General features: G+C 73.4%; 17 protein-coding genes. 3 read left to right on the top strand and 14 right to left on the bottom strand.

Going from position 1 to position 17,578, the window contains the following annotated elements:
• Nucleotides 1–38: 38 nt before the first annotated feature.
• From pyrF to pyrR, 8 genes are all read right to left on the bottom strand, one after another.
• On the bottom strand, nucleotides 39–875 hold the full coding sequence (pyrF, locus tag GA0070214_RS16625) for an orotidine-5'-phosphate decarboxylase (RefSeq protein ID WP_091263780.1): 837 nt from the start codon (nucleotides 873–875) through the stop codon (nucleotides 39–41).
• A gap of 121 nt (nucleotides 876–996) precedes the next feature.
• Nucleotides 997–2,271, bottom strand: a complete 1,275-nt coding sequence (locus GA0070214_RS16620) for an adenosylmethionine--8-amino-7-oxononanoate transaminase (protein WP_091263778.1) — start codon at nucleotides 2,269–2,271, stop codon at nucleotides 997–999.
• Between the two features lie 26 nt (nucleotides 2,272–2,297).
• Nucleotides 2,298–3,314: a quinone-dependent dihydroorotate dehydrogenase gene (locus tag GA0070214_RS16615; protein WP_091263776.1), complete on the bottom strand. Its 1,017-nt coding sequence runs from the start codon at nucleotides 3,312–3,314 to the stop codon at nucleotides 2,298–2,300.
• A gap of 106 nt (nucleotides 3,315–3,420) precedes the next feature.
• Nucleotides 3,421–6,768 carry a carbamoyl-phosphate synthase large subunit gene (gene carB, locus GA0070214_RS16610; protein ID WP_091263774.1) on the bottom strand — a complete coding sequence of 1,116 codons (3,348 nt, stop codon included), beginning with the start codon at nucleotides 6,766–6,768 and terminating at the stop codon, nucleotides 3,421–3,423.
• Nucleotides 6,761–7,936 carry a glutamine-hydrolyzing carbamoyl-phosphate synthase small subunit gene (gene carA / locus GA0070214_RS16605; RefSeq protein ID WP_091263772.1) on the bottom strand — a complete coding sequence of 392 codons (1,176 nt, stop codon included), beginning with the start codon at nucleotides 7,934–7,936 and terminating at the stop codon, nucleotides 6,761–6,763. Before carA ends, carB begins: the two co-directional genes overlap by 8 nt.
• Nucleotides 7,937–9,214, bottom strand: a complete 1,278-nt coding sequence (locus GA0070214_RS16600; RefSeq protein ID WP_091263770.1) for a dihydroorotase — start codon at nucleotides 9,212–9,214, stop codon at nucleotides 7,937–7,939.
• Complete coding sequence (locus GA0070214_RS16595; RefSeq protein WP_091263768.1) at nucleotides 9,211–10,137, bottom strand: aspartate carbamoyltransferase catalytic subunit; 927 nt, start codon at nucleotides 10,135–10,137, stop codon at nucleotides 9,211–9,213. Before GA0070214_RS16595 ends, GA0070214_RS16600 begins: the two co-directional genes overlap by 4 nt.
• Nucleotides 10,134–10,715 carry a bifunctional pyr operon transcriptional regulator/uracil phosphoribosyltransferase PyrR gene (gene pyrR, locus GA0070214_RS16590; protein WP_091263766.1) on the bottom strand — a complete coding sequence of 194 codons (582 nt, stop codon included), beginning with the start codon at nucleotides 10,713–10,715 and terminating at the stop codon, nucleotides 10,134–10,136. Before pyrR ends, GA0070214_RS16595 begins: the two co-directional genes overlap by 4 nt.
• 285 nt (nucleotides 10,716–11,000) lie before the next feature.
• Here pyrR and bldD point away from each other — a divergent pair, with 285 nt between their 5' ends.
• Entirely contained in the window at nucleotides 11,001–11,489 is a 489-nt protein-coding gene (gene bldD / locus GA0070214_RS16585; RefSeq protein WP_013285505.1) for a transcriptional regulator BldD, read from the top strand.
• A gap of 59 nt (nucleotides 11,490–11,548) precedes the next feature.
• Here bldD and nusB read toward each other — a convergent pair whose 3' ends face one another.
• From nusB to aroB, 4 genes are all read right to left on the bottom strand, one after another.
• Nucleotides 11,549–11,959, bottom strand: coding sequence for a transcription antitermination factor NusB (gene nusB / locus GA0070214_RS16580; RefSeq protein WP_192579747.1), 411 nt, complete (start codon nucleotides 11,957–11,959; stop codon nucleotides 11,549–11,551).
• Between the two features lie 23 nt (nucleotides 11,960–11,982).
• Nucleotides 11,983–12,540, bottom strand: a complete 558-nt coding sequence (efp, locus tag GA0070214_RS16575; protein ID WP_007075814.1) for an elongation factor P — start codon at nucleotides 12,538–12,540, stop codon at nucleotides 11,983–11,985.
• A gap of 409 nt (nucleotides 12,541–12,949) precedes the next feature.
• Nucleotides 12,950–13,393 carry a type II 3-dehydroquinate dehydratase gene (gene aroQ, locus GA0070214_RS16570; protein WP_091263759.1) on the bottom strand — a complete coding sequence of 148 codons (444 nt, stop codon included), beginning with the start codon at nucleotides 13,391–13,393 and terminating at the stop codon, nucleotides 12,950–12,952.
• Nucleotides 13,390–14,466, bottom strand: a complete 1,077-nt coding sequence (aroB, locus tag GA0070214_RS16565; RefSeq protein WP_091263757.1) for a 3-dehydroquinate synthase — start codon at nucleotides 14,464–14,466, stop codon at nucleotides 13,390–13,392. Before aroB ends, aroQ begins: the two co-directional genes overlap by 4 nt.
• Nucleotides 14,467–14,604: 138 nt before the next feature.
• Here aroB and GA0070214_RS16560 point away from each other — a divergent pair, with 138 nt between their 5' ends.
• Both GA0070214_RS16560 and GA0070214_RS16555 read left to right on the top strand, forming a co-directional pair.
• Complete coding sequence (locus GA0070214_RS16560; protein WP_091263755.1) at nucleotides 14,605–15,129, top strand: DUF2243 domain-containing protein; 525 nt, start codon at nucleotides 14,605–14,607, stop codon at nucleotides 15,127–15,129.
• Complete coding sequence (locus GA0070214_RS16555; protein ID WP_091263754.1) at nucleotides 15,126–15,899, top strand: cytochrome c oxidase assembly protein; 774 nt, start codon at nucleotides 15,126–15,128, stop codon at nucleotides 15,897–15,899. Before GA0070214_RS16560 ends, GA0070214_RS16555 begins: the two co-directional genes overlap by 4 nt.
• On the opposite strand, the gene GA0070214_RS16550 is transcribed toward GA0070214_RS16555, so the two are convergent.
• Nucleotides 15,889–16,398, bottom strand: a complete 510-nt coding sequence (locus GA0070214_RS16550; protein ID WP_091263752.1) for a shikimate kinase — start codon at nucleotides 16,396–16,398, stop codon at nucleotides 15,889–15,891. The two genes, GA0070214_RS16555 and GA0070214_RS16550, sit on opposite strands and share 11 nt — an antisense overlap.
• Entirely contained in the window at nucleotides 16,395–17,573 is a 1,179-nt protein-coding gene (aroC, locus tag GA0070214_RS16545) for a chorismate synthase (protein ID WP_091263750.1), read from the bottom strand. Before aroC ends, GA0070214_RS16550 begins: the two co-directional genes overlap by 4 nt.
• Nucleotides 17,574–17,578: the final 5 nt, after the last annotated feature.

Genomic DNA, 17,578 nt, shown 5'->3' with positions numbered 1-17,578 from the left:
CGCGAAGATCAACGGAAAGTGACCGAGCCGTCAGTCAGTCACGCGGTGGCCAGGGCGGCCCGGCACTCGCCCAGCACGCGGTCGGTGGCGGCCCGCAGGGCGGCCTCGTCCGGCCCCGCACCCAGCACCTCGCGGGAGTACGACGGCAGCACCGTGGGTAGGGCGGAGCCGAAGACGGTACGCAGGTCGGCGGCCGTCGCGCCCTGCGCGCCCAGCCCCGGGGCGAGCAGCGGACCGTTCACCGCGGCGAGGTCGTGACCGGTGTCACCGATCGTCGCGCCGACCACCAGCCCGAAGCTGCCGAGCGGCTCGGCACCCCGGTTGAGCTGGGAAATCTCGTCGATGACGGTCTGCGCGACGGTGCGCCCGTCGGCCCCCACGGCGCGCTGCACGGCGGCGCCCTCCGGGTTCGAGGTGAGCGCCAGGACGAAGACGCCGCCGCCGTGGGCGGCCGCCAGCTCGAACATCGGCGCGAGCGAACCCACCCCCAGGTAGGGACTCGCGGTGACCGCGTCGACATACAGCGGGCTGGATGGATCGAGGTACGCCGAGGCGTACGCGCTCACCGTCGAGCCGATGTCGCCGCGCTTGACGTCGAGGAGAACGAGCGAGCCCGAATTTCGCAACTGTCGGATAGTTGACTCAAGAATTCCGACACCACGGGACCCGAAGCGCTCGAAGAACGCCGACTGGGGCTTGACCACGGCCACCCGGTCGCCGATGGCCTCCACCACGATCCGGCAGAACCGGTCCAGGCCCTCGACGTCGTCAGGCAGCCCCCAGCGGGCCAGCAGCCCGGGGTGCGGGTCGATGCCCACGCAGAGCGGTCCCCGCTCGGCCACGGCCCGGTGCAGGCGGGCGCCGAAGGTCTCCATCGCGTCTCTCCCTCTCCTGGCGCGGCGTCGGGCCGCGTCGTGTCCGGCGGCGGCGTCCCGCCGCCGGTGGTGCCGTCCACCGGCCGGCGCGGGCGCCGTCCGGGGGGTGGAGTGGGCCGGCTCAGCCGGCCTTGACCGCCGCGGCCACGCCGGCCGCGATCCGCGCCACGTCCGCGTCGTCGCAGACGTAAGGCGGCATGGTGTACACGAGGTCCCGGAACGGCCGCAGCCAGACGCCCTGCGCCACCGCGGCGGCGGTCGCCCGGGGCAGGTCCACCTCGTGGTCGAGCTGCACCACGCCGATCGCGCCGAGCACCCGCACGTCGGCCACCCCGGGGGCGTCCCGCAGCGGCGCCAGGCCGGCCCGCAGGCCCTCGGCGATGTCCGCCACCCGGCCGGCCCAGTCCCCGGCCCGCAGCAGGTCCAGGGAGGCGTTGGCGACCGCGCAGGCGAGCGGGTTGCCCATGAAGGTCGGGCCGTGCGCCAGCACCCCGTCGGCGGAGATGGCCCGGGCCACCTCGGGGGTGCAGAGCGCCGCGGCCAGGGTGAGGTACCCGCCGGTGAGCGCCTTGCCGACGCAGAGCACGTCCGGGGCGACGCCGGCGTGCTCGGCGGCGAACATGGTGCCGGTCCGGCCGAAGCCGGTGGCGATCTCGTCGAAGACCAGCAGGATCCCGTGCGCCCGGGTCACCTCGCGCAGCACCCGCAGGTAGTGCGGGTTGTGGAAGCGCATCCCGCCGGCGCCCTGCACCACGGGCTCCACGATGACCGCGGCCAGCTCGCCGGCGTGCCGTTCGACGGCGTCCACCAGCGCCGCCTCGTACGCCGGGTCGGGCGGGGTGTCGAAGCCGGCGGGCGGCACCGGGGCGAACACCTGCCGGGGCAGCACGTCGCCCCAGAGGTGGTGCATGCCGCCCTCCGGGTCGCAGACGCTCATGGGGTGGAACGTGTCGCCGTGGTAGCCGCCGCGCCAGGTGCCCAGCCGGCGGCGTTCCGGCCGTCCCAGGGCCCGCTGGTACTGCAGGCACATCTTCACGGCCACCTCGACGCTGACCGAGCCGGAGTCGGCCAGGAAGACGTGCTCCAGGCCGTCCGGGGCCAGTTCCACGAGGGTCCGCGCGAGGCGTACCGCGGGCTCGTGGGTGAGGCCGCCGAACATCACGTGGCTCATCCGGCCGAGCTGGTCGGTGACGGCGGCGTCGAGCACCGGGTGGCGGTAGCCGTGGATGGCCGCCCACCAGGACGACATCCCGTCGACCAGTTCGCGGCCGTCGGCCAGCCGCAGCCGCACGCCCTCGGCACCGTCCACCACGTACGGTGGGCTGGCCGGCGGCAGGGCCGCGTACGGGTGCCAGACGTGCCGGCGGTCGGCGGCGAGGATCTCCTCGGGCGTCACGGTTCTCCTTCGTGGTCTCCGAGCGGTCAGCGCCGGGCGGCCGCCCGGGCCACCGACCGGACCAGGGCCGGGCCCCGGTAGATGAAGCCGGTGTAGAGCTGGACGAGGCTCGCGCCGGCGTCGAACATCCGGGCCGCGTCGTCCGGGTCGAGGATGCCGCCGACGCCGATCACCGGCAGCCGGCCGCCGGTCTCCCGGTGCACGAAGGCGACCATCGCACGGGCCCGGTCGGTCAGCGGGCGGCCGGAGAGGCCGCCCGTCTCCGCGCCCCGCGCCCGGTCGGCCGGGGCCAGCCCGTCGCGGGCCAGGGTGGTGTTGGTGGCGATCACCCCGGCCGCGCCGCGGTCGAGGCAGACCTCCAGCAGCTCGGCGACGGCCGGCTCGGTGAGGTCGGGGGCGATCTTCACGAGCACCGGCTTCTCCCCCACCAGAGCCGCGAGCAGCGCGTCCAGGTGGGAACGGTCCTGAAGGGACCGCAGCCCCGGGGTGTTCGGTGAGGACACGTTGACCGCGAAGTAGTCCCCGTGCCCCTTCAGGGCCCGGTAGGAGGCCAGGTAGTCCTCGACGGCCTCGTCCAGCGGGGTCACCTTGGACTTGCCCAGCGAGATGCCCAGCGGCACGCCGAGCGGGCGCGGCAGCGCCCCCAGCCGGGCCGCGAGGGCCTCCGCGCCCGCGTTGTTGAAGCCCATCCGGTTGACCACGGCCTCGCTGTCGCGCAGCCGGAACAGCCGGGGCCGGGGATTGCCCGGCTGGGCGTGCGCGGTGACGGTGCCGACCTCGACGAAGCCGAAGCCCAGAGCGGGCCACGCCGGCAGCGCCACCCCGTTCTTGTCCATCCCGGCCGCCAGCCCGACCGGATTCGGGAACTCCACCCCGAACACGGTCCGCGGCGCCGCACGGAAGTACCGCGCGTGCAGGGCGGCGAGAGCGGCCGGCCGCCGAGCCACCGAGGCCAGCCGCTCCAACGTCCACTCGTGCGCCACCTCAGCGTCCCCGCCCCCGAGGCGGAACAGCCGAGGCCGCACAACCCGCTCAAAGATCACCCCCGCCTCCCCGGGCCGGCTGCGGTGATCATGAGGTTGGCGGCGAAGTCGATCTCCTCGGCTGCCGCCAACCTCATGATCGACGGGATCAGGGCGGTCGGGGTGGTCACTCGCCGGCCCGGAGGGCGGCGTGGAGTTCCTGGAGGGGGCGGACGCGCATGTCTCCGCGGATTCGCGCTTCGATGCCCATCACCGCGGCTGCGGCGCCGGGCACCGTGGTGACGCAGGGGATGTCCGCCGTCACGGCGGCGCTGCGGATCTCGTAGCCGTCGGAGCGGGCGCTCGCGCCGGAGCCCTGCGGGGTGTTCACCACGAGGGCCACGTCGCCGCCGAGGATCAGCGAGACGGCGTCCTCGCCCTCGCCCGACTCGTAGTGCTTGCGGATCTGCTCGCAGGCGATGCCGTGCCGGCGCAGCACCTCGGCCGTGCCGGTGGTGGCGACGATCTCGAAGCCCAGGTCGGCCAGGCGCTTGATCGGGAAGATCATGCCGCGCTTGTCCCGGTTGGCCACCGAGACGAAGATCTTCCCGGCGGTCGGCAGCGACCCGTACGCGGCGGACTGCGACTTGGCGAAGGCGTGCCCGAAGTTGGTGTCGATGCCCATCACCTCGCCGGTGGACTTCATCTCCGGGCCGAGCAGCACGTCGATGCCCTTGCCGGACGGGGTGCGGAACCGCTTGAACGGCAGCACCGCCTCCTTGACCGCGATCGGGGCGTCGGCCGGCATGGTCCCGCCGTCCCCGGTGGGCGGCAGCATCCCCTCGGCGCGCAGCTCGGCGATGGTGGCGCCGAGCGCGATCCGGGCCGCCGCCTTGGCCAGCGGCACGGCGGTGGCCTTGGACACGAACGGGACCGTCCGGGAGGCGCGCGGGTTGGCCTCCAGCACGTACAGCGTGTCGCCCTGGAGCGCGTACTGGACGTTGAGCAGGCCCTTCACCCCGACGCCGCGGGCGATCTCCTCGGTGTAGCGGCGCACCTGCGCCAGGTGCGAGCCGGCCAGGGTGATCGGCGGCAGCGCGCAGGAGGAGTCGCCGGAGTGGATGCCGGCCTCCTCGATGTGCTCCATGACGCCGCCCAGGTAGACCGCGCCGTCGGCGTCGACCAGGGCGTCCACGTCGATCTCGATGGCGTCGTCGAGGAAGCGGTCCACCAGCACCGGGTGGTCCGGCGAGATGTCGGTGGCCCGGCCGATGTAGTCGCGCAGGGTGGCGTCGTCGTAGACGATCTCCATGCCCCGGCCGCCGAGCACGTACGACGGGCGGACCAGCACCGGGTAGCCGATCTCGTCGGCGATCGCCTTGGCCTCGTCGTACGACGTGGCCATGCCGTGCGCCGGGGCGCGCAGCCCGGCCCGGGACAGCACCGCGCCGAACGCGCCGCGCTCCTCGGCCAGGTGGATCGACTCCGGGGACGTGCCGACGATCGGCACACCGGCGTTCTTGAGCCGCTGGGCCAGGCCGAGCGGGGTCTGCCCGCCCAGCTGCACGACCACCCCGACCACGCCGGGGCCGCCGGCCGCCCGCCCGGACGAGTCCTCGGCGTGCCAGACCTCCAGCACGTCCTCGAAGGTGAGCGGCTCGAAGTAGAGCCGGTCGGCGGTGTCGTAGTCGGTGGAGACGGTCTCCGGGTTGCAGTTGACCATCACCGTCTCGTAGCCGACCTCCCGCAACGCCTGGACCGCGTGCACGCAGGAGTAGTCGAACTCGATGCCCTGCCCGATCCGGTTCGGCCCGGAGCCCAGGATGAGCACCTTCGGCCGGTCCGAGGGCCCGACCTCGGTCTCCTGGTCGTAGGTCGAGTAGTGGTAGGGCGTCGTGGCCTCGAACTCGGCCGCGCAGGTGTCCACCGTCTTGTAGACCGGACGGATGCCGAGCCGGTGACGCAGGGTGCGGACGCCGTCCTCGGCGGCCAGTTCGGGGCGCAGCGCGGCGAGCTGCCGGTCGGACAGGCCGGCCCGCTTGGCCTGGCGCAGCAGCTGGGCGTCGAGCACCGGGGCGGCCACGATCTCGGCCCGCAGCTCCACGAGCGCGGCGATCTGGTCCAGGAACCAGGGATCGATCCCGCCCGACGCCTCGGTCACCTCGGCGATCGACGCGCCCAGCCGCAGCGCCCGCTCGACCGTGTAGATCCGGCCGTCGTGCGGCATGCGCAGCGCCGCGAGGGTGTTCTCCCTCGTGGCGCCGGCCGGGTCGGGCCGGGTCCAGAAGCCGCCGCGCGTGGTCTCCATCGAGCGCATGGCCTTGTTCAGCGCCTCGGTGAAGTTGCGCCCGAGGCTCATGGCCTCGCCCACCGACTTCATGGTGGTGGTCAGCTCCTGGTCGGCGCCGGGGAACTTCTCGAACGCGAACCGGGGGATCTTCACCACCACGTAGTCCAGGGTCGGCTCGAAGGCCGCCGGAGTCTTCAGGGTGATGTCGTTGGGGATCTCGTCGAGGGTGTAGCCGATGGCCAGCTTCGCGGCGATCTTGGCGATCGGGAAGCCGGTGGCCTTCGACGCGAGGGCCGAGGAGCGGGACACCCGCGGGTTCATCTCGATCACGACGATCCGGCCGTCGGCCGGGTTCACCGCGAACTGGATGTTGCAGCCGCCGGTGTCGACGCCGACCTCGCGGAGCACCGCGATGCCGAGGTCGCGCAGGCGCTGGTACTCGCGGTCGGTCAGCGTCATGGCCGGGGCCACGGTGACGCTGTCGCCGGTGTGCACGCCCATCGGGTCGACGTTCTCGATCGAGCAGACCACCACCACGTTGTCGTGGCGGTCGCGCATGAGTTCGAGCTCGTACTCCTTCCAGCCGAGCACGCTCTCCTCGATGAGCACCTCGTGCACCGGGCTGGCGGCCAGGCCGGAGCCGGCGATCCGGGTCAGGTCCTCGTCGGTGTGCGCCATGCCGGAGCCGAGGCCGCCCATGGTGAACGACGGCCGGATCACCACCGGCAGGCCCAGCTCGCCGACCGTCTCGCGGACCTCGTCCATCGAGTGGCAGACCCGGGAGCGGGGCACCAGCGCCGACGGGTCGGAAAGGCCGAGGCGTACGCCGGCCTTGGCCACGATGTCCTTGAACAGCTGCCGGTCCTCGCCCCGGTTGATGGCGTCGATGTTGGCGCCGATCAGCTCGACGCCGTACTTCTCCAGGACGCCGGCCTCGTGCAGCGCGACCGCGGTGTTGAGCGCGGTCTGCCCGCCCAGGGTGGGCAGCAGCGCGTCGGGGCGCTCCTTGGCGATGACCAGCTCGACGAACTCCGGGGTGATCGGCTCGACGTACGTGGCGTCGGCGAACTCCGGGTCGGTCATGATCGTCGCCGGGTTGGAGTTGACCAGGCTGACCCGGATCCCCTCGCTGCGCAGCACCCGGCAGGCCTGCGTGCCGGAGTAGTCGAACTCGCAGGCCTGGCCGATCACGATCGGGCCGGAGCCGATCACCAGGACGTGCTTGAGGTCGGTCCGCTTAGGCATCCTTGCGCCCCTCACTCTGCTTCCGGTCGAGGCCGCGGCCTTCGATCAGCTCGGCGAAACGGTCGAAGAGGTAGTCCGCGTCGTGCGGGCCCGCCGCCGCCTCCGGGTGGTACTGGACGGTGAAGGCGGGCACGTCCTTGGCCCGCAGCCCCTCGACCACGTTGTCATTGAGGCAGACATGGGAGACCTGGACGCCGCCGAACTCGGTGTCGATCACCTGGTCGGGGACGACCACGCCGTGCGCCGCGCCCGGCACCTCGACGGCGAAGCCGTGATTGTGGCTGGTCACCTCGACCTTGCCGGTGGCCCGGTCGAGCACCGGCTGGTTGATGCCCCGGTGGCCGTACCCCAGCTTGTAGGTGCCGAAGCCGAGCGCGCGGCCCAGGATCTGGCTGCCGAAGCAGATGCCGAACAGCGGGATCCGCCGGCCCAGCACCTCGCGCGCCAAGGCGACCGGCCCGTCGGCGGTGGCCGGGTCGCCCGGCCCGGGCGAGAAGAAGACCGCGTCCGCGCCGGTGGCCAGCAGGTCCTCGATCGAGGAGCCCGCGGGCAGCACGTGGGTCGTGACGCCGCGGGCGGCGAGCCGGCGCGGCACGTTGCGCTTGATGCCCAGGTCCAGGGCCGCGACGGTGAAGCGGTGCTCGCCGACCGCCTCGACGACGTACGGCTTCTCGGTGGTCACCTCGGCGGAGAGATCCGCGCCGACCATCTGCGGCGCGTGGCGGACCCGGTCGAGCAGGGCGGCCGGGTCGTCGTCGACGCTGGAGATGCCGACCCGCATGGCGCCGCGCTCGCGCAGGTGCCGGGTGAGCGCCCGGGTGTCCACGCCGCTGATGCCGACCACGCCCTCGGCGGCGAGCCGGTCCTCCAGGCCGCCGGTGGCCCGCCAGTTGGAGCCGATCCGGGCCGGGTCGCGCACCACGTAGCCGGCCACCCAGATCCGGCCGGACTCGTCGTCCTCGCCGTTGACGCCGGTGTTGCCGATGTGCGGCGCGGTCTGCACCACCACCTGGCGGTGGTACGAGGGGTCGGTGAGGGTCTCCTGGTAGCCGGTCATGCCGGTGTTGAAGACCGCCTCACCGAAGGTCTCCCCGACGCTGCCGTACGCCTCGCCGTGGAACGTGCGCCCGTCCTCCAGGACGAGGATCGCGCTTCTGCGCTTCGCCATTTACTTGACAGCCTTTCCGTCCAGGACCGTCGGCTCGCCGCGCAGGAAGGTCGCCACGATGCGACCCGGCAGCGTCATGCGGGCGTACGGGGTGTTGCGACTGCGACTGGCCAGTTCCGCCGGCTCGACGACCCGGCGGGCGGCCGGGTCGACAAGGGTCAGGTTGGCCGGCACGCCGGGGGCCGGGTCGAGGCCGTGGCCGTCCAGCCCGGCGATCCGGGCCGGGGCGCGGGACATCCGCTCGGCGATGAGGTCCCACTGCGGCCCGAGCACGTCCAGCGCGATGGAGAGCGCCGTCTCCAGGCCGAGCATGCCCGGCCGGGCGTACGCCCACTCGCACTCCTTGTCCTCCACGGCGTGCGGCGCGTGGTCGGTGGCCACGATGTCGATCACGCCCTCGGCCAGGGCCGCCCGCAGCGCGGCGACGTCGGCCGCGGTGCGCAGCGGCGGGTTGACCTTGTAGACGGGGTCGTAGGAGGCCGCCTTCTCGTCGGTCAGCAGCAGGTGGTGCGGGGTCACCTCGGCGGTGACCTTCACCCCCCGCGCCTTGGCGTGCCGCAGCACCTCGACGCTGCCGGCCGTGGAGACGTGGCAGATGTGCAGGCGGCTGCCGACGTGCTCGGCCAGCAGCACGTCGCGGGCGATGATCGCCTCCTCGGCCACCGCCGGCCAGCCGGTCAGCCCGAGCCGCGTGGAGACCTCGCCCTCGTGCATCTGCGCGCCCTCGGTGAGCCGGGGCTCCTCGGCGTGCTGGGCGATCACCCCGTCGAACGCCTTGACGTACTCCAGGGCCCGGCGCATCAGCTTCGGGTCGGCGACGCAGTGCCCGTCGTCGGAGAAGATCCGCACCCGGGCGGCGGAGTCGGCCATGGCGCCCAGCTCGGCCAGGCGCTCGCCGGCCAGGCCGACGGTGACCGCGCCGATCGGCTGCACGTCGACCAGCCCGGCCTCCCGGCCGAGCCGCCAGACCTGCTCGACCACGCCGGCCGTGTCGGCCACCGGCGAGGTGTTCGCCATGGCGCACACCGCCGTGTAGCCGCCGAGCGCCGCGGCCCGGGAGCCGGACTCCACGGTCTCGGCGTCCTCGCGGCCCGGCTCGCGCAGGTGGGTGTGCAGGTCGACCAGGCCGGGCAGGGCCACCAGGCCGGTGGCGTCGAGCACGGTGGCGTCCGGCGCGGCCAGGCCGGCGCCGGTCTCCGCCACGACGCCGTCGCGGATCAGCAGGTCGGTCGGCGCGCCGCCGACCACACTCACGTTCCGGATCAGGTACGCGGTCACCGGTTGTTCCCTCCGAGCAGCAGGTAGAGGACGGCCATCCGCACGGAGACCCCGTTGGCGACCTGTTCGACGATGGTGGAGCGGGGCGAGTCGGCCACCTCGGGGGTGATCTCCATCCCCCGGTTCATGGGGCCGGGGTGCATGACGATCGCGTGACCGGGCAGCCGGCGCATCCGCGGCCCGTCCAAGCCGTAGCGGCGGGCGTACTCGCGGGCCGAGGGGAAGTAGGAGTCGTTCATCCGCTCCCGCTGCACCCGCAGCATCATCACCACGTCCACACCGGGAAGAACGGCGTCGAGGTCGTAGGAGACATCGGTGCCGGGAGCGAGGGCCGGCGAGATGTCGACCGGGATGAGGGTCGGCGGGCCGACCAGGGTGACCTTCGCGCCGAGGGTGGAGAGCAGGAGAACGTTCGAGCGGGCCACCCGGGAGTGCAGCACGTCGCCGACGATCGCCACGTGCAGGCCGTCCAGGCGGCCCAGCCGGGAGCGCATGGTGTAGGCGTCGAGCAGCGCCTGGGTGGGGTGCTCGTGGGTGCCGTCACCGGCGTTGACCACCGAGCCGTCCACCCAGTTGGCCAGCCGGTGCGGCGCGCCGGAGGCGGGGTGCCGGACGACCACCGCGTCGGCCCCCATGGCCTGGAGGGTGAGCGCGGTGTCCTTCAGGCTCTCCCCCTTGGCCACGCTCGAGCCCTTGGCGGAGAAGTTGATCACGTCAGCGCTGAGCCGCTTCGCGGCCGCCTCGAACGAGATCCGGGTCCGGGTGGAGTCCTCGTAGAAGAGGTTGACCACGGTCCGCCCGCGCAGCGCGGGCAGCTTCTTGACCTCGCGGCCGGCCACGGTGGCCATCTCGGCCGCGGTGTCCAGGATCTCGGTGGCGGTGGCCGCGTCCAGGTCGGCCCCGGAGAGCAGGTGGCGGATCATGCGGCGCCTCCGTGGAGCCGTACCTCGTCGGCACCGTCGGTCTCGGCCAGGGTGACCTTGACGCTCTCGGCGAGCGCGGTGGGGATGTTCTTGCCGACGTAGTCGGCGCGGATCGGCAGCTGGCGGTGCCCCCGGTCGACCAGGACGGCGAGCTGCACCGAGGCCGGGCGGCCGACGTCGCTGAGCGCGTCCAGGGCGGCACGCACGGTGCGGCCGGAGAAGAGCACGTCGTCGACGAGGATCACCCGCCGGCCGTCGATCCCGCCGGGGGGCAGCTCGGTGGGGCCGACCGCGCGGGTGGCGTGCCGGCGCAGGTCGTCGCGGTAGAGCGTGATGTCCAGCACGCCGACCGGGACGGTCACGTCCTCGAAGGTGCTGATCCGGGCGGCGAGCCGCCGCGCGAGCGGGACCCCGCGGGTGGGGATGCCGAGCAGCACGGTGTCGGCGGCGCCCTGGGTCTTCTCCAGGATCTGGTGGGCGATGCGGTCGACCACGCGCGTCACGTCGGCGGCGGCGAGGATCACCTTCACCGAGGGTTGTCGCGGCGGCGACGAATGGGCAGCCGGTGGGTAGGCCACGGCGGACCTCCTTCCCCGCCTCACGGGACGGGTCGTTAAAGGACGTCTGATCGACTCCGGCGGGCCGTGGAGGGCCCGGACCGGGGCTTCACGCCACGTTACCAGCGGTCACCGGACCGGCCGCCGCCGGTCCTGACCGGCGGGTCAGCGTGGAGAAATGCGGACAAGCCGTACGCCGGGACGACCGGGGACGTCACGAACACTTGACCGCGTGTCGCAATCCCCGTACCGTCACGCTCCGTAGCGATAGCTGGGAGAACCCCGAGCAGCACTGGGAGTGTCCGAATGCCCTCTGAATACGCCAAGTCGCTGGGCGCCCGCCTGCGCTCCATCCGCCAGCAGCAGGGCCTGTCCCTGCAGGGGGTGGAGGAGAAGTCGAACGGGCGGTGGAAGGCCGTGGTGGTCGGCTCGTACGAGCGTGGCGACCGCGCCGTCACCGTGTCCCGCCTGGCGGAGCTGGCCGACTTCTACCGCGTGCCCGTCTCGGAGCTGCTGCCCGACGGCAGCGGGGTGCGCCACGAGCCCACCAGCAAGATCGTTCTGGACCTGGAGCGGCTCTACGACGAGGCCTCCGAGGACCTGGCCTACGTCGCCCGGTACGCCCGCGCCATCCAGCAGCAGCGCGGCGACTACAACGGCCGGGTGCTCTCCATCCGCGCCGACGACCTGCGTGCGCTCGCGATCGTCTACGACGCCTCGCCGTCGGGCCTGATCGAGCGGCTGACCGAGCACGGCGTGCTGGTCGCCGACCCCCGGGCGTTCTTCGCATCCTGATCCGTTCACGACGAAGGGCCCGCGCCGTGTCGGCGCGGGCCCTTCGTCATGTCGGAGCCTCAGCGGGTGGCGTACTCGGCGATCCGGCCGAGGATGCCGTTGAGGAAGCGCGGCGAGTCGTCGGTCGACATCTGCCGGGCCAGCTCGACGGCCTCGCTGATCGCCACCGCGTCGTCGATCTCGTCGACGTAGAGCAGCTCGTAGACCGCGATGCGGGCCAGGTTGCGGTCGACCGCCGGCATCCGGTCCAGCGTCCAGCCCTCGGCGTAGCTGGCGATCACCTCGTCGATCCGGTCCAGGTGGGCCGCGACGCCCTCGACCAGGCCGACGGCGTAGCCGACGTGCTCGGGGCGGGGCTTCTCGATCCGCTCCAGGTAGCCGGCGAGCACCTCGGCCGGCGGCCGGTCCCGCAGGTCGGCCTCGAAGAGCACGTCCAGCGCCCGCTTGCGCGCCTTGCGGCGCGCCGGCATCTGCTGCTTGGGACCCTCAGCCATCAGGCTCGGCCGAGGTAACGGCCGTCGCGGGTGTCGACCTTGATCTTCTCGCCGGTGGTGATGAAGAGCGGCACCTGCACGGTCGCGCCGGTCTCGACGGTGGCCGGCTTGTTGCCACCGGTCGACCGGTCGCCCTGCAGGCCCGGCTCGGTGTAGGTGATCTCGAGCACGACCGAGGTCGGCAGCTCGATGTAGAGCGGCACGCCCTCGTGGGTGGCGACGGTGGCCTCGGCCTCGGGGAGGAGGTAGTTGGCCGCCTCGCCGACGGTGCCGCCGGGAACGGTGATCTGGTCGAACGTCTCCAGGTCCATGAAGACGTAGTCCTCGCCGTCGGCGTAGAGGTACTGCATGGTGCGCTTGTCGACGGTGGCGGTCTCGACCTTGGTGCCCGCGTTGAAGGTCTTGTCGACCACCTTGCCGGACAGCACGTTCTTCAGCGTGGTACGCACGAACGCACCGCCCTTACCGGGCTTGACGTGCTGGAACTCGACGACGGCCCACAGCTCGCCGTCGAGGTTGAGTACCAGGCCGTTCTTGAGGTCGTTGGTGGTGGCCATTTCCTGCCTTGATCATCAATTGGCGGACAGACCTGTGAAGTCTACTAGCTGTGTCGAACCGGGTCGCCGTGCTGCGCACCAGCCCCGACGTGCGGAACGTCACGCAGCGCAACCGAGCTGTGCGCCCCGGACCCACCCGCCGCCGCCTTTGCTCTGCAGCCATCGGCGCAGCGGTGACGCTCCGCGATCAGCGGCCACCGCGCTCCGCCCGACCAATTTCACGCCACCGCAGGTCAACCGCCCTGTGCGCCCATGGCTGCAGAGCAAAGCGAGGAGAAGGGCAGCGGGCCGGGCGGCGAGGAGTATCACCGTGGGTGACGTAGGAAACAAACACGGAGAGCCACAAACCCGGCCGCGGCTCACCCTGCCGGGACGGGACCCGCACCGGGACCGGCACGGGAACCGGTCGTCAGGCGGCCCCGTCGGCCAGGCGCTGGGCCAGGTGGTGCAGGGCCAGCCGGTAGCCGTCCACGCCCAGCCCGCAGATCACCCCGGTGGCCACCGCGGAGACCACCGAGTGGTGCCGGAACTCCTCGCGGGCGTGGATGTTGGAGATGTGCACCTCGACCAGCGGGCCGCGCAGCATGGCGCAGGCGTCCCGCACCGCGATCGAGTAGTGCGACCAGGCGGCCGGGTTGAGCACCACGGCCGCACCCTCGTCGGCCGCCTCGTGCAGCCAGCCCAGCAGCTCGTGCTCGGCGTCGGTCTGCCGGACCACCACGTCCAGGCCCAGCTCGCGACCGGTCTTCTCGCACATGGTCACCAGATCGGCGTAGCTGGTCACGCCGTAGACGTCGACCTGGCGGGTGCCGAGCCGGCCCAGGTTCGGCCCGTTGAGCACGTGGACCCTCATGCGCTGATCTCCTCGTACGCCCGCGCCAGCAGCTCGTCCGACGGCGCCTCCAGGATCGCCGGGCGGGCCAGGCCGTCCAGCACCACGAAGCGCAGCCGGCTGCCCCGGGCCTTCTTGTCCACCCGCATGGCGGCCAGCAGGTCCGGCCAGGCGTCGGCCCGGTAGCCCGTGGGCAGGCCGAGCGCCGCCACCACGGCCCGGTGCCGCTCCGCGGTCGCCGCGTCCAGCCGCCCGGCCAGCCGGGCCAGGGTGGCCGCGTAGACCAGGCCCACCGCGACGGCGTGACCGTGCCGCCAGCGGTAGCCCTCCACCTTCTCGATCGCGTGGCCCAGCGTGTGCCCGTAGTTGAGCACCTCGCGCACCCCGGACTCCCGCAGGTCACCGGAGACCACGTCCGCCTTGACCCGCACCGCCCGCTCGATCAGCTCGCGGGTCACCGGCCCGGCCGGGTCCAGCGCGGCGGCCGGGTCCCGCTCCACGAGGTCGAGGATCACCGGGTCGGCGATGAACCCGCACTTGACCACCTCGGCCATCCCGGCGGCCAGGTCGGCCGGCGGCAGGCTGTCGAGCGTGGCCAGGTCGCAGATCACCCCGGCGGGCGGGTGGAAGGCGCCGACCAGGTTCTTGCCGGCGGCCGTGTTGATGCCGGTCTTGCCGCCGACCGCGGCGTCGACCATGCCGAGCAGGGACGTCGCCACCGGCACCCAGCGCACCCCGCGCAGCCAGGTGGCCGCCACGAACCCGGCCAGGTCGGTGACCGCGCCACCGCCCACCCCGACCACCGCGTCGGTGCGGGTGAAGCCCGCCTCGCCGAGCCGGTCCCAGCAGGCCGCGGCCACGTCGACGTGCTTGCCCGCCTCGGCGTCCGGCACCTCCATGAGCAGCGGGGCCACCCCGGCCGTGCGCACCCGTTCGGCCAGCTCCTCGGCCAGCCCCTTGAGCGGGGGCGCGTGCAGGAAGGCCACCCGCTCGGCGTCGGGCAGCAGCCGGGGCGGCGGGTCGAGCAGGTCGCGTCCCACCAGCACGTCGTACGGCCGGTCGCCGCCGACCGGAATCCGGGTCACCTCGTCCATCGCGGGCAGCCTAGTCGAGCGGGCGGCGCCGGGGCGGCGTCTGTCCACTCCGTGGCCGGAGTCGGCATCACTGAGGGTTGACCGGACGGATGCCGACGGTAACTGTGGACGGAACCCCCAACGGCGGAAGGTGCAGGCATGACCCGACCAACCATCGACGGCGCGGACATCCGGGTGCCGGCCACGATCCTCGGGGTGGGGCTCGGCGGTTTCGCCGACGGCATCCTGCTCCACCAGTTGCTCCAGTGGCACCACATGCTCAGCAGCACCGACAGCGACCGGGTCGGGATCCGGCCCTACCCCGTCGACACGGTGCCGGGGCTGCAGATGAACACCGTCTGGGACGGGCTGTTCCACACGGTCACCTGGGTGGCGGTGCTGACCGGCCTGGCACTGCTCTACGCCCGCGTCACCCGGTCCCGGGGCCGGCTGTGGCGCTCCCCCGCGCTGTGGGGCTGGGCGCTGGTCGGCTGGGGCCTGTTCAACGTCGTCGAGGGGCTCGTCGACCACCAGATCCTCGGCATCCACCACGTGCACGGCGGCCCGCAGCAGCTCTGGTGGGACCTCGGCTTCCTGGCCCTCGGCGTGGTCCTCGTCGCGGTCGGCTGGGCGGTGCAGCGGAGCGCCTCCGCCGTCGACCTCTGCGCGCCGGAGCGGCCGTGAGCCTCGCCCACGCCGGGCACGCGGCCAGCGGCTTCCCGGCCGCCGCGCTCGTACCCCCGGTGCTGTTCTGGGCCTACCTGGCCGCGGCGCTGCGGCAGCGCGACCCGGGCCGGCCCGGGTGGGACCATCGGCGGACGGCGAGCTTCGGCCTCGGGGCCGCGCTGCTCGCCGCCGGGCTGCTGCTGCCCACCGGGGGCCTGCCGGGGCACATGGCGCAACACCTGCTGCTCGGCATGCTGGCGCCGCTGGCCCTGGTGCTCGGCGCGCCCGGCACGCTGGCGCTGCGGACGGTGGGCCGGCGGGCCGGCCGGGCGGCGCTGCGGCTGCTGCGGCAGCCGGCCCTCCGGGTGCTCGCCCACCCGGTGACCGGGTTGCTGCTCACCGCGGGCGGGCTCTGGCTGCTGTACCTCACCCCGCTCCACCGGGCCACCCTGACCCGTCCGGCGCTGCACGGGCTGGTGCTGCTGCACTTCGTGCTCAGCGGCTACCTGTTCACGTGGTCGATCGCCGGGCCGGATCCGGGCCCGCACCGGCCCCGGGTCCCGGTCCGGCTGGTCGTGCTCGGCGTGGGCGTGGCGGCGCACGCCGTGCTCGCCCAGCTCCTCTACGCCGGCGCGCTCGTGGACGTGCCGGCGACCGGAGACGAGCTGCGGGCGGGCGCCACCGTCATGTACTACGGCGGCGACCTGGCCGAGATCCTGCTCGCCCTCGCCCTGCTCGTCACCTGGCGGCCGGAGCGGGCGCCCCGGCCGGTCCCGGTCAGGGCTTGAGCAGGGCGGCGATCTCGCCGGCGATCTCCTCCGGGGTGCGCCCGTCGGTGAGCACGGTCGCGGTGGCCACCTCGGCGTAGAGCGGGCGGCGCTGCTCCATGAGGTGCTTGAGGGTGGCCCGCGGGTTGAGCGCCAGCAGCGGCCGGCCCGACCCGAGGCCGACCCGCTTGACCGCGTCGGGCAGCTCCACGGACAGGTGCACCACGGTGTGCCCGATCAGCGCGGCGCGGTTCTCCTCGGCGAGGACCGCGCCGCCGCCGAGGGCGAGCACCCCGGCGTGCGAGGCCAGGCCCGCCGCCACGGCGGCCCGTTCGAGGGTACGGAAGTGCTCTTCCCCCTCGTCCACGAAGATCTCCGCGATCGGCTTGCCGGCGAGCTGCTCGATGTCGGCGTCGGTGTCCCGGAACTCGACGCCGAGCGCCGCGGCGAGCGCCTGCCCCACCGTGGTCTTGCCGGAGCCGGGCGCCCCGACCAGCACGCAGACCGGCCGGGCGCTCACCGGATCACCAGGGCCTCGAGGTAGCCGGACAGGTTGCGGCGCATCTCGGCGACCGAGTCGCCGCCGAACTTCTCCACCGCCGCCTCGGCCAGCACCAGGGCCACCATGGCCTCGGCCACCACGGCCGCGGCCGGCACGGCGCACACGTCGGAGCGCTGGTTGATGGCGGTGGCCGGCTCACCGGTGAGCACGTCGACGGTGGACAGCGCCCGGTTCAGCGAGGAGATCGGCTTCATGGCCGCCTTCACCCGCAGCGGCTCGCCGGTGGTGATGCCGCCCTCCAGCCCGCCGGCCCGGTCGGTCACCCGGCGCACGCCCGTGGCGGTGGGCAGGATCTCGTCGTGCGCCTCGGAGCCGCGGGAGCGCGCCTGCTGCCAGCCGTCGCCGATCTCCACGCCCTTGATGGCCTGGATCGACATGAGCGCGGTGGCGAGCCGGGCGTCGAGCTTGCGGTCCCACTGCACGTGGCTGCCCAGGCCCGGCGGCACCCCGTACGCCAGCACCTCGACCACGCCGCCGAGCGTGTCGGCGGCCTTCTTGGCGGCGTCGACCTCGGCGACCATCCGGGCGCTGGCCTCGGGGTCGAGGCAGCGCAGCGGGTCGGCGTCGATCCGGGCGGCGTCCTCGGGAGCCGGGCGCAGGCCGGGCTTCACGGCGATCGGGCCCAGCTCCACCACGTGGGAGACGATCTCGACGCCGAGCGCCTGCCGGACCAGGGCCTTGGCGACCGTGCCCACGGCGACGCGGGCGGCGGTCTCCCGGGCGCTGGCCCGCTCCAGGATCGGGCGGGCGTCGGTGTGGCCGTACTTCTGCATGCCCGCCAGGTCGGCGTGCCCGGGGCGGGGGCGGGTGAGCGGGGCGTTGCGGGCCTGCCCGGCCAGCTCCTCCGCGTCGACCGGGTCGGCGGCCATCACGGTGCGCCACTTCGGCCACTCCGAGTTGCCCACCCGGATGGCCACCGGGCTGCCGATGGTCACCCCGTGCCGGAGCCCGCCGATGATCTCGATCTCGTCCTGCTCGAAGGACATCCGGGCGCCCCGGCCGTAGCCGAGCCGGCGCCGGGCCAGCTCGCCGGAGATCTCCGCGGTGGTCACCTCGATGCCGGCGGGCACCCCCTCCAGCAGCGCGACGAGGGCGGGTCCGTGCGATTCACCTGCAGTCAGCCAGCGCAACACAGCGG

The organism is Micromonospora chaiyaphumensis, from assembly GCF_900091435.1.
In the GTDB taxonomy this organism is placed as follows: Bacteria; Actinomycetota; Actinomycetes; order Mycobacteriales; family Micromonosporaceae; genus Micromonospora; species Micromonospora chaiyaphumensis.
Note: the sequence above shows the minus strand (reverse complement) of the source record. Positions and strands in the feature narration are given on the sequence as shown.